This window comes from Bradyrhizobium arachidis (assembly GCF_015291705.1).
Classification (GTDB): Bacteria; Pseudomonadota; Alphaproteobacteria; order Rhizobiales; family Xanthobacteraceae; genus Bradyrhizobium; species Bradyrhizobium arachidis.
Genome location: NZ_CP030050.1, coordinates 3,117,217 through 3,128,960, shown reverse-complemented (window position 1 = coordinate 3,128,960; position 11,744 = coordinate 3,117,217). Strand labels below are relative to the sequence as shown.

The following is an 11,744-nucleotide window of genomic DNA, read 5'->3' as shown; positions in this document are numbered from 1 at the left end:
ACCCCTATGTGCTCGAAGTTTTCATTGCCTCCAGAACTGCGGCCGAGTCCGTGACCCAGCCGAAGATGCCGCCCTGGGCCTTGATCATCTTCAGGCCCATCTCGTGAAACTCGGGGAAGTAGGATGCACAGCCGTCGGAGATGACGACGCAGCGATAGCCGCGGTCGTTGGCTTCGCGCACCGTCGTGTTGACGCACACTTCGGTGGTGACACCGCACACCAGCAAATTCTCGATGCCGTATTTCTCCAGCACGTCGGTGAGCTCGGTAGCGTAGAACGCGCCCTTGCCGGGCTTGTCGATCACGACCTCGCTGTCGAGCGGATAGAGTTCGGGAATGATGTCGTGCCCGGCTTCGCCGCGAATGAGGATGCGCCCCATCGGGCCGGGATCGCCGATGCGCAAGGACGGCGCGCCGCGCTCGACCTTTGCCGGCGGCGCATCGGAAAGATCAGGCAGATGTCCCTCGCGGGTATGGATCACCAGCATGCCGGTGTCGCGCGCCATCCTGAGCACTGCACCGATCGGCTTTACCGCGCGCGCAAGCTGGCTGACGTCGTTGCCGAGCGTCTCGCCAAAGCCGCCGGGCTCCATGAAGTCGCGCTGCATGTCGATGATCACGAGCGCGGTCGATGACCAGTCGAGCTTGATCGGCTCGGGCTCGGCCCTGATGACGCCCAGTGTCGACTTGCTTGAGTTCAACATGACGCCCCCGCGAGAACTCTCTTTACGGAGAGTTCTGCAAGCGCCGTGCCATTGTGTACAATTGCGATGGGGCGTGGGACGTGAGGGAATTCGTTGTGCGGTCAGAAGGTTACGGCGGCGATCGACGGCTGCTTATTCCCTGTGCGACGGCTTTGCGACGTGCATTTGCTTAAAGGATGAGCGGCGCACGGCGCACTCTCCGCCGTCATTCCGGGGCGACGCGTCAGCGTCGAGCCCGGAATCCATCGGGCCGCAGTACGCGAGGTGAAATGGATTCCGGGTTCGCGCTACGCGCGCCCCGGAATGACGGCGGAGAGTGTGTGACGACGCCTAGCGCCTACCGCCCACCCCATACAGCTGCCGATACTCATTCTCATACGGCGCATACGAATCCTTCAGCGTTGCCATGTTGAGCAACATCGTGGCGACCATCGTGCCCGCTCTGTCGAACACGCGCGTCTTCGCCCAGGCGCTCTCGGTGCGGCGGCTGCCGGAGAGCGCGACCACCTCGCGCTCGACCTCGTATTCTTCGTCGACGAAGAGCGGGCCTTTCACCAGGCGGATCTCCTGATCGGCGAACAGGCCGACCGCCGGGCCCTTGGCCGGCAGCGGATCCTCCTTGGAGCGGTACTGGAACAAGACACTCAGCATCTCCATCGGAATGATGGGCCTGCGCCACGGATTATCGGCGGTTGCGTAGTAAGGCGAGTTCTCGGTGATGACGGCGAGCTTCTGCCGCAGCGAAAACGGATAGAGGTCGCCCATGTTCTGGTCGAACGCCATCCGCACAGTCTGCCGCTGGCTGGTCTGTGCCACCCTCACATCGCGCAGGATCACGGGATCGGTCAGCGGCCTGAGCTCGCCAAGGCGCGTCTCCAGCGCAGTCTGGGCGTGCGGCTCACCTAGCGAGGCCGTGCCGCGCAGCACCTCGGTGCCGTCGCGCTTCACCATCTGGATCTCGCATTGGCGCGTTTCCGGCAGCGGCTTCGACAGGATCGCCCGCACCTCCTCACCCTCGTAGCAGACGCTGCGGTAATGCGCTGAGATGCAGCCGGTCTCGAACCAGGCGTGTCCCCACAGCCGCGCACCGAGCGGAGCGAACTGGCTGAAATGGGTCGGGCCCTCGATGGTGCCGCCCTTGAAGCCGAGCTTCTGCGCGGTGGCGTCGTCGTGGATCGAGGCATGCGCGTCGTAGGTCTGCGCCTGCAGCATCTGGCGCGGCTGGCGCCACGGGCCGGTCAGGGCCTCGGCCGTCTCGGTGATCTCGGTGTCGAACGCGTCAGCCATGGTGCTCTCCATTGGCAGCCATGACTAGCAGGAGCGCCACGGATGCGGCCAGCGATATTGACTTCGCGGCCCCATGCTTTTGACTGTCACAATTCGCGTCGCGCAGCCGCAACTCTCCCGCAGCGCAAACCCCACGCCGAACGAGACACGAGGACTCCTGAAATGACGCTGATGCAGGTCGAGCTGGACGACAAATACCGGCTCGAATCGAAGCGGATATTCCTGTCCGGCACACAGGCCCTGGTCCGCCTGCCCATGTTGCAGCGCGAACGCGACCGGCTTCAGGGGCTCAACACCGGCGGCTTCATCTCCGGCTATCGCGGTTCCCCGCTCGGCATGTACGACCACGCGCTGTGGCGCGCGAAGTCATTTCTCCAGCAGCAGGACATCGCCTTCGTCCCCGGCCTGAACGAGGATCTGGCGGCGACCGCCGTCTGGGGCAGCCAGCAGGTCGGCCTGTTCCCCGGCGCCAAGGTCGATGGCGTGTTCGGCATCTGGTACGGCAAGGGGCCCGGCGTCGACCGTTCGGTCGACGCGCTCAAGCATGCGAACGCGGCCGGCACCGCGCTCAATGGAGGCGTGCTCGCACTTGCCGGCGACGACCATGGCTGCCAGTCCTCGACGCTCGCGCATCAGAGCGAGCAGGTGTTCGCGGCGGCGCTGATCCCCGTGATCAATCCGGCGACACTGCAGGACTATCTCGATCTCGGCCTCTACGGGTTTGCGCTGTCGCGCTTCTCGGGCTGCTGGGTCGGCTTCAAGGCAATCAGCGAGACGGTCGAGAGCTCGGCCTCGATCTATAGCGACCCCGAGCGCATCAAGATCGTGCTGCCCGACGATTTCGAGATGCCGCCGGGCGGCCTCAACATCCGCTGGCCCGATCCGCCGCTGGAGGCTGAGCGGCGCCTGTTCGGCCCGAAGATGGCAGCAGTGCAGGCCTTTGCCCGCGCCAACCAGCTCGACCGCATCGTGCTCGATTCCAAGCCGGCCCGGCTCGGCATCGTCGCGACCGGCAAGGCTTATCTCGATCTGCGCCAGGCGCTCGCCGATTTGGGCATCACCGACAGGGACGCGCAGGATCTCGGCTTTCGCATCTACAAGGTCGCGCTGACCTGGCCGCTGGAGGAAAGCGGCGCGAAGCGCTTTGCCGAAGGTCTGCAGGACGTGCTGGTGGTCGAGGAGAAGCGCGGCTTCATCGAAGACCAGCTCATGCGCATCCTCTACAACATCGATGCGTCCCGGCGCCCGACCGTGACGGGCAAGCGCGACGAGAATGGCGCGCCGCTGCTGCCGAGCGAGGGCGAGCTGACGCCGACCATCGTTGCGGGCGCGCTGGTAAACCGCTTGCGCAAGCTCGGCCATCACAGCCCGGTGCTGGAGCAGCGCCTCGCCCGGCTCGAGGCGTTCGACAATCCCGTCACGACAAGCACGCAGATCAAGCTCGCGCGCACGCCGTTCTTCTGCTCGGGCTGCCCACACAATTCCTCGACGCGCGTGCCGGAAGGCAGCCGCGCCATGGCCGGCATCGGCTGCCACGGCATGGCCTTGAGCATGCCGACGCGCCGCACCGACCTGATCTCGCATATGGGCGCCGAGGGCGTGAACTGGATCGGCCAATCGCCCTTCACCACCGAGAAGCATATTTTCCAGAATCTCGGCGACGGCACCTACACGCATTCCGGGCTCCTTGCCCTTCGCGCCGCGTCGGCGGCCGGCATCAACATCACCTACAAGATCCTCTACAACGACGCCGTCGCGATGACCGGCGGCCAGCCGGCCGAAGGCGCCTTCAACGTCGCGCAGATCGCGCACCAGGTCTGGGCCGAGGGCGTCAAGCGGCTTGCGATCGTCTCGGACGATCCCAGCAAATATCCGGAAGGAAACTACTTCCCGCAAGGCGCGACGATCCATCACCGCCGCGAGCTCGACGCCGTGCAGCGCGAGCTGCGCGACATCCAGGGTCTCACCGTCGTCATCTACGACCAGACCTGCGCGGCGGAAAAGCGCCGCCGCCGCAAGCGCGGGCTCTATCCCGATCCCGCGAAGCGCGCCTTCATCAACGAGCTCGTCTGCGAGGGCTGCGGCGATTGCTCGCAGGCCTCCAACTGCGTCTCGGTGCAGCCGCTGGAGACCGAGTTCGGGCGCAAGCGCCAGATCGACCAGTCGAACTGCAACAAGGATTTTTCCTGCGTCGAGGGCTTTTGCCCAAGCTTCGTCACCTTGCATGGCGGTTCGCTCAAGCGCATGAAGACTTCGGCGGTGGATTCAGGCCAGCTGTTCGCCGATTTGCCGCTGCCGCCGGCGCGTGAGCTTGACGGCCCCTACAACATCCTCGTCACCGGCATCGGCGGCACCGGCGTCATCACCATCGGCGCCCTGCTCGGCATGGCCGCCCATGTCGACGGCCGCGGCTGCTCGGCGCTCGATTTCACCGGCCTGTCGCAGAAGAACGGCGCGGTGATGAGCCATGTCCGCATCGCGCCGAAGCCTGAAGACATTTCCGCGGTCCGCATCACCAGCGGCGGCGCGGACGTCATCCTCGGCTGCGACATGATCGTGTCGGCCGGCCCGACCGCGCTGAGCCGCGCCGAGCGCGGCGTGACCAAGGCCTATGTCAACGCCGACCTGCAGCCGACCGCGAGCTTCGTGCAGAACCCCGACCTCGATTTCGAGCTGGGCACGATGCAGACCGTGCTGCGCGATGCCGTCGGTGACAAGAACCTCGACATCATCGACGCGACAGGCATTGCCGCGGCGCTGATGGGCGACAGCATCGCGACCAATCCCTTCATGCTCGGCTTCGCCTTCCAGAAGGGCGCGATCCCGCTGTCGCTGGAGGCCCTGCTCCGCGCGATCGAGATCAACGGCGCCGCAATCGAGATGAACAAGCTTGCCTTCACCTGGGGCCGTCTCGCCGCCCACGACATGTCGCGGGTGCGCAGCGTGCTGCAGTTCAAGGCCCGGGCGTCCGCGCCGACCAAATCGCTCGACGACATCATCGCGACCCGAGCGGAGTTTCTGACCAATTATCAGGACAAGGCCTACGCCGACCGCTATGTCGCGGCGGTTGCCAAGGTGCGCAAGGCGGAAGCCGCCGCCTCGCCCGCATCCACGGAGCTGACCGAGGCCGTCGCCAAGAACCTGTTCAAGCTGATGTCCTATAAGGACGAGTACGAGGTCGCCCGCCTCTATACCGACGGCAGCTTTGCGAAGAAGGTGTCGGAAAAATTCGACGGCGACTTCACGCTGAAGTACCATTTGGCACCGCCGATCTTCGCCAAGCGCGATAAGACGACGGGACGGCTTCAGAAGCAGGAGTTCGGCGGCTGGATGATCCACGCCTTCCGCATTCTTGCAAAACTGAAATTCCTGCGCGGCGGCGCCCTCGATCCGTTCGGCCGCACCGAGGAGCGCCGGACCGAGCGGAAGCTGGTCGAGGATTATTTTGCGATGATCGACCAGCGGATCGCCAGACTGACGGCGGAGCAGATCCCGCTGCTGGCGCGGCTCGCGAGGGTGCCGGAGACGATCCGCGGCTTCGGGCATGTCAAGGAAGCCAATATCAAACTGGCCGCCGCCGAAACGGCGCGGCTGGACGCGGAGCTGGAGAATAGCCGCTTTGCGGCGGCGGCGGAGTAGCGACTAGCCTACTCCCTCTCCACTCGTCATTGCGAGGAGCGAAGCGACGATGCAATCCAGACTGCCTCCGCGGAGAAATTTCTGGATTGCTTCGCTACGCTCGCAATGACGTGGAATAGCGCGGGCACAATCAGACAGCCGCATTCGCAGCGTTCGTCGTGCTTGCCCCAGCCCCCTCCGCCAGATGCCTCCCCGCGATATACCCGAACGTCAGCGCCGGGCCGAGCGTGATCCCGGGCCCCGGGTAATTCCCATTCATGATCGAGCCCATGTCGTTGCCGCAAGCATAGAGCCCCGCAATCGGCGTGCCGTCCTCGCGCAGCACGCGCGCCTGCGCATCCACCCTCATCCCGATCGCCGTGCCGAGATCGGCCGGATGGATGCGCATCGCGAAGAACGGCGCGCGAACTATCGGCGCGACGCAGGGATTCGGCTTGTGAGCGGCATCACCAAGATGCCGCTGATAGATGGTGCTGCCGCGGCCGAATTCGGGATCGCGGCCTTCCCTGGCATCCGCGTTGTAATTCTCAATCGTCGCCGTGAGGGTGGTTGGCTTGATGCCGAGCTTCGCCGCCAGCTGCGCAATATCAGGAGCCTCGACCAATTCGCCGCTGGCTACATAGCGCCGCACATTGCGCGTGAACGGCTTGATGCGGCCGAGACCGTAAGCCCGCAGGAAGTGGCGGTCGCAGATCAGATAGAACGGCCGGTCCGGCTCGCCATTGCCGTCGCGCAGCATCGCGAGCACGAACTCATGATACGACAGCGCCTCGTTGACGAAGCGGCGGCCGGCGGCATTGACAGCGATCACGCCGGGCTTGGCGCGGTCGGTCACCGTATGAGGGAAGACACCACGGCTGCCGTCGGCGCGACGGAACAGCGAGGCCGGCACCCAATAGGCCGGGCTGGTGGCATCCGTGTTGAGGGCAGCGCCCGTCGCGGTCGCGAGTCGGAGGCCGTCCCCGGTGCCTGATGTGTTCGTCGCTGAGACAAATCCGGCCGCCGCAGGGAAGAAGCGCTTGCGCAAAGCAGCATCATGCGAGAAGCCGCCGGTCGCCAGCACCACGCCGCAGCGCGCCGCGATCGGGCGATCACGGGCGCCATGGCGGATCACCACGCCCGCGACGCGATCGCCCTGCATCGATAGATCCTCGACATCGGCGCTGAAGAGGATCTCGACCTCCCGCGCCAGCAGCGAGGCGTAAAGCCGCGCGGCCAGAGCATTACCGAGATGCAGCGTCGTGCCGCGCGGGCTGCGCAACCGCTGCAATGCGTATGCGGACACCAGTTGCGCCGCACGCAATGTCGAGCGCAGCGATTTGCCGATCCGGCGCAGATGCGGGATGTCGAGCCGGTTGACCATCATCCCGCCGAACAGCGTGAACTCCGGCAGCGGCGGCCGCAGCCGCGCGAAAGCCCGGCCAAGCCGTGTGCCGTCGAACGCCACCGGCTCCAGCACGCGCCCGCCCGGCGTCGCGCCGAGCCGCTCCGGATAATAATCGGGATAGGCTTTCACCGGCTGAAGGCGGACCTCCGTGTTGGCTTCGAGATATGCGACCGCCTCCGGCCCACGCGCGAGGAACGCAGCACGCAAGCTGGCATTGGCAGGCTCGGGGACCATGCTCGACAGATACTGGACCGCATCCGTGATGCTGTCGGAGAGCCCCGCTTCCTTCATCTTGGCATTGGCGGGAATCCAAACCATGCCGCCGGACCAGGCCGTGGTGCCGCCGACAAAGGCGGTCTTCTCGATCACCAGCACGCGCAAGCCTTCAGCGGCGGCCACTGCCGCAGCCGTCATGCCGCCGGCACCGGCGCCGATGACAATGACGTCGTAGGTCTCATGCGCCGGCATCATGCGGCGGGGGTCCGGAGGCGAGGCATGCGATCGTCATACCCCGCCCGCGGGCTCGCAGCTAGCGCTGTGGCTTGCGCTCGATCGGGTCGATGTCGATCGCCCGCAGGCGGCCGAGCCGCAGCACGTCCATGGCGAGCCGCCGGCCGATCCGGTCGCGGTCGAGCACGCGGATCAGATCGTCGACGCCGTTGATGTCGACGCCGTCGAGCCTGATCACGACGTCGCCGGGCAGCAGGCCCGCCTTGGCCGCCGGCCCGTCCGGCTCGATCTGCATCAACAGCGCGCCCATCTTGTTCTCGACGCCGGCCAGCACCGCATGCCGTCGCGGGACCGGCGCGGTCTGTCCAGCCACGCCGATATAAGCGCGGCGGACATAGCCGTGGCGGATGATCTCCGAGAGCACGAATTGCGCGGTGTTGCTGGCGACCGCAAAGCAGATGCCTTGCGCGCCGTTGATGATGGCGGTGTTGATGCCGATCACCTCGGCATTCGACGACACCAGCGGGCCGCCGGAATTGCCGGGATTGAGCGCGGCATCGGTCTGGATCACGTCCTCGATGGTGCGCCCGCTCACCGAGCGGATCGAGCGGCCGAGCGCCGAGACCACGCCGGCGGTCACGGTCGATTCGAAGCCGAGCGGATTGCCGATCGCGATCACGAGCTGGCCGCGCTTGAGGCTCTTGGAATTGCCGAGCGCAGCATAGGGCAGATCGCGCACGCCGTTGGCGCGGAGCAGCGCAAGATCGGTGTCGGGATCGACGCCCAGCACCCGCGCATCGCCGACATGGCCCTCGACGTCGCGCAGGCGGATCTCCCTGGAGGAGCCGACCACGTGGCTATTGGTGAGCACGAGTCCGTCCGGCGAGATCACAATGCCCGAGCCAAGCCCGCCGCGCTCGCGGCCGTTCGGCACCTTTGGCCCGGTCTCGACCCGCACGACGGCGGGGCCGACGCGGTCGGTGACGTCGATCACGGCGTTGGAATAGGCGTCCAGCAGCGCCCGGTCATCGGCCGGCGCAGCCGCCGCCGTTCGCGATGACGGGGCGTCATCGGCGATATCTGAGGTAAAATCCAGCATGGTAGGCGTCCTTGAGGCTCACACAGATGGTGGCCTGTTCCCTCCGGCGCAAGTAGCCCACCGGGCGCGCAAGGCTGGACTGCCCAGGTGGCTAGGGCGCCCGCCGCAGCGTGCCCGCCCTCGCCTTGACCGGATCGAGCAGCGACCAGTCGCCGTCCGGGAGCACATGGCCCTTGGGGAACGGCGCACGCAGCTCCAGCCCGAGCGAGCGCAACACGCGGTCGTCGCGGTAGTAGCATTGCAGCACGACGCGAACGAGCGTTGCGGCAGGCGCGCCGCCGGAGTTGCGAAACTCCTGCGCCACCGCGTCGCGCGCGGCAGGTTCGAGATCAGCGAGCGGCATGCCCGCAAGCCGCGCCACATGATCCAGCGCTGCCGCGACAGGTCTGGTGTCGCGGCCGAGCGTTGCAAGGATGTCGGCCTGGATGATGTCGTCATCAGCGCCGGGCACACGGTATTCCTCGCTCGGTGGAATGATCATCGCGGCGATGGTGCGCAAGTCCTGGCGCTGCCGCGGCGAGAGGGTAATCTGCTCGGACATGTCGGTCCTCTAATCGAACAAATTTGCCAGCCGCTGCTTCATCTGGTCGGCGATGTAGAGCGCGAGGGCCTGGATGGTGGAGGTCGGGTTCACCCCGCCCGAGGTGACGAAGATGCTGCCGTCGACGATGAAGAGATTCTTCACGTCATGCGTGCGGCCCCATTCGTTGACGACGGAGCGTTCGGGCTCGGTGCCCATCCGCGCGGTGCCGAGCAAATGCCAGCCACCCCAGGGGATCGGCGAGTTGACGCAGATGTCGGTTGCCCCCGCCGTCTCGAGAAACTCCCGGCCGCGGGCGAGCGCATGCTCCATCATCTTCCGGCTGTTTTCGCTGATGGTGTAGTCGATCTTTGGGGCTGGAATGCCGTGACTGTCCTTCAGCACCGGATCGAGCGTGACCTGGTTGTGCTCCTCCGGCAGGTCCTCGCAGATCGCGGAGAAGCCCAGCCGATGACCGTTGAGCTTGCGGAAGACGCGGTGATGATCTTCGCCCCAGGGCAGAATTCCCTTCTGCTCGCTGACCACCGCCTCGAACACCGGCCCTGCGCCGCGCACGAACTGGACGCCATAGCCGCGCACGAAGCCGCGCGACAGGTCCGTGTCATACCACTCCTTGCTCCACAGGCAGGTCGGCGGCGCGCGGTTGCTGTCGGTCGGCTCCTTCACGTAGCCGTAGATCTGCGCATAGGGGTGGAACATCAAATTCTTGCCGACGAGGCCGGATGAATTGGCAAGACCGTTCGGGAAACGGTTCGATTTCGAATTGAGCAGCAGCCGCGGCGTACCGACGCCGTTGCAGGCGATAATGACGACATGCGCCGGCTGGAACTGCTCGACGCCGTCCTTGTCGTAATAGACCACGCCCGAGGCCATGCCGTTCTCGTCGGTGGTGATCTCGCGCACCCGGCAATGGGTGCGCAGCTCGACGCCGGCGCGGATGGCGTGCGGCCAATAGGTGATGTCGGTCGAGGACTTTGCGCCCTGCGCGCAAGCCGGCGTGCAATGGCCGAGATTGATGCAGCGCGCGCGGCCCTCATAATCCATGGTCGCGACCGTGGTGTCCGACGGCCACCAGTGCCAGTCGAGCTTGTTCATGGCCTTGCCGATGATCACGCCGGACAATCCCATCGGCTGTTGCGGCATCGGCGGATGCGTCAGCGGCGACAGCGGATCGCCCGATAGGCCCGACGTGCCCATCATGCGGTCGTTCTCTTCGAAGAACGAGGTCAGCGCGTCGTAATCGATCGGCCAGTCATCGGCGACGCCATCGAGCGTCTTCACCTTGAAGTCGGAAGGATGCAGCCGTGGCCAGTGCGCGGTGTACATCACGGTCGAGCCGCCGACCGCGTTGTAGTTGACGACCTTGATCGGCGAATTGTCGTCATTGATCGGGTAATCCTCGGGCCGGCCGCGCACGTTCGGGCTCGACGACCACTCGCCGTAGAACTTGGCCTCCCAGTCCCGGCCCGTGCTCGGATATTCCGCCGGGTTCATCCAGCCGCCTTGCTCCAGGCAGAGGATGTGCATCTTGGTCTCGGCCAGCGACCACGCCACCGCCGCGCCTGACGCGCCGGCACCGATGATCAGGACGTCCACGGGATCTTTCATTGCAACCTTGTCCTCCCCCCTCGCCGCTTTCCGGGCGATTCGGCCTCCGCAGTCCGGAAGGCTGTGCAAACGATAGGGGCAGAGCGACGGCTGAGTAAAGCCGCGAGGCCGGAATGTCGCACTTCGCAGGGCGCAGACCATTGGTAACGCCTCGCCCGGATGCTAGGAACAAGGCGCCAGAGCAATCGATAGCGAGACCGTATGTCCTTCCGAAGTTTCTTTGCCGCCGCCCGCGCTTTTGCGCTCGTTTCGTTTTTCGCTCTGCCCGGATTACTGGTCCCGTCCGAACCGGCCGCCGCGCTGACCGCTGCCGCGACGGTCCGGGACGGCAACTCCATCCAGCTCGGCGATGTGACCTATCGGCTCGACGGCGTCGATGCGCCCGAGCTGGACCAGGTCTGCATCGACGACCACGCCGATCCCTGGACCTGCGGCATCGAGGCCCGCGAGCAGCTGAGCAAGCTGATCAACAAGCGCTCGGTGCGCTGCGACGACGTCGGGCCGGAAAAGAGCTTTGGCAAGCGGCACCGCGCGATCTGCACCGCCGAGGGCGACAAGGCGAGCTTGAACGAGCAGCTGGTCAAGCTCGGCTACGCCATCGCGCGCGAGCCGATCAAGGCCAACGTCAAGCCAGCGGCGGCCGACGCCAAAACTGCATCAACCGGGATCTGGAAGGGCTGCTTTGTTGCACCGCAAGATTTCCGCACCGGCAAGAAGGACGGCGCGCTGCTGGGCGCCGCCTGCCGCGCCGACCGCGACAAGGAAATCCGCGCCGTACTCTTTCCGGAGGATCTGACCATGCCGCCGAGCTGCAGCATCAAGGGCAAGCTTGCGGTGCGCGCACGCGTCACCGGCAATATCGGCATCTACCATTTGCGGGGTTGCCCGAGCTACCCGGCGACCACCAAGCCGGACCGCTGGTTCTGCTCCGAGGACGACGCCCAGGCCGCGGGGTTCCGCAAGGCCTACAACTGCCGCCGGCCAAAGTGAACAAGGGGTTTCACGCAGCCGTGAGTGGTACTCCGAGACA

8 protein-coding genes are annotated in these 11,744 nt (G+C 65.8%); 2 read left to right on the top strand and 6 right to left on the bottom strand.

Annotated features, from left to right (window positions below):
• Window positions 1–4 precede the first annotated feature (4 nt).
• On the bottom strand, window positions 5–703 hold the full coding sequence (locus WN72_RS14480) for a cysteine hydrolase family protein (protein ID WP_092214672.1): 699 nt from the start codon (window positions 701–703) through the stop codon (window positions 5–7).
• A 330-nt stretch (window positions 704–1,033) separates the two neighbouring features.
• Window positions 1,034–1,990 (bottom strand): hypothetical protein, encoded by a 957-nt coding sequence (locus tag WN72_RS14475; protein WP_244553718.1) that lies wholly within the window; start codon window positions 1,988–1,990, stop codon window positions 1,034–1,036.
• Window positions 1,991–2,152: 162 nt separating this feature from the next.
• Between WN72_RS14475 and WN72_RS14470 the strand changes: the two genes are divergently transcribed.
• Entirely contained in the window at window positions 2,153–5,629 is a 3,477-nt protein-coding gene (locus tag WN72_RS14470; RefSeq protein WP_092214668.1) for an indolepyruvate ferredoxin oxidoreductase family protein, read from the top strand.
• Between the two features lie 130 nt (window positions 5,630–5,759).
• Here the strand turns inward: WN72_RS14470 and WN72_RS14465 are convergent, their stop codons facing one another.
• From WN72_RS14465 to WN72_RS14450, 4 genes are all read right to left on the bottom strand, one after another.
• Window positions 5,760–7,487 carry an FAD-dependent oxidoreductase gene (locus tag WN72_RS14465; protein ID WP_092214665.1) on the bottom strand — a complete coding sequence of 576 codons (1,728 nt, stop codon included), beginning with the start codon at window positions 7,485–7,487 and terminating at the stop codon, window positions 5,760–5,762.
• A 58-nt stretch (window positions 7,488–7,545) separates the two neighbouring features.
• Complete coding sequence (locus tag WN72_RS14460; protein WP_027558410.1) at window positions 7,546–8,565, bottom strand: S1C family serine protease; 1,020 nt, start codon at window positions 8,563–8,565, stop codon at window positions 7,546–7,548.
• Between the two features lie 91 nt (window positions 8,566–8,656).
• Entirely contained in the window at window positions 8,657–9,106 is a 450-nt protein-coding gene (locus WN72_RS14455; protein WP_027558409.1) for a hypothetical protein, read from the bottom strand.
• 9 nt (window positions 9,107–9,115) lie between these two features.
• On the bottom strand, window positions 9,116–10,714 hold the full coding sequence (locus tag WN72_RS14450; RefSeq protein WP_027558408.1) for a GMC family oxidoreductase: 1,599 nt from the start codon (window positions 10,712–10,714) through the stop codon (window positions 9,116–9,118).
• A 201-nt stretch (window positions 10,715–10,915) separates the two neighbouring features.
• On the opposite strand from WN72_RS14450, the gene WN72_RS14445 reads away from it, so the two are divergent.
• Window positions 10,916–11,704 (top strand): thermonuclease family protein, encoded by a 789-nt coding sequence (locus tag WN72_RS14445; RefSeq protein WP_027558407.1) that lies wholly within the window; start codon window positions 10,916–10,918, stop codon window positions 11,702–11,704.
• Window positions 11,705–11,744: the final 40 nt, after the last annotated feature.

Bases quoted from the DNA above. Each gene is read 5' to 3' on its own strand.
- WN72_RS14460 (WP_027558410.1), bottom strand. From the start codon at position 8,565: ATGCTGGATTTTACCTCAGATATCGCCGATGACGCCCCGTCATCGCGA.
- WN72_RS14475 (WP_244553718.1), bottom strand. From the start codon at position 1,990: ATGGCTGACGCGTTCGACACCGAGATCACCGAGACGGCCGAGGCCCTG.
- WN72_RS14465 (WP_092214665.1), bottom strand. From the start codon at position 7,487: ATGATGCCGGCGCATGAGACCTACGACGTCATTGTCATCGGCGCCGGT.
- WN72_RS14455 (WP_027558409.1), bottom strand. From the start codon at position 9,106: ATGTCCGAGCAGATTACCCTCTCGCCGCGGCAGCGCCAGGACTTGCGC.
- WN72_RS14470 (WP_092214668.1), top strand. From the start codon at position 2,153: ATGACGCTGATGCAGGTCGAGCTGGACGACAAATACCGGCTCGAATCG.
- WN72_RS14450 (WP_027558408.1), bottom strand. From the start codon at position 10,714: ATGAAAGATCCCGTGGACGTCCTGATCATCGGTGCCGGCGCGTCAGGC.
- WN72_RS14445 (WP_027558407.1), top strand. From the start codon at position 10,916: ATGTCCTTCCGAAGTTTCTTTGCCGCCGCCCGCGCTTTTGCGCTCGTT.
- WN72_RS14480 (WP_092214672.1), bottom strand. From the start codon at position 703: ATGTTGAACTCAAGCAAGTCGACACTGGGCGTCATCAGGGCCGAGCCC.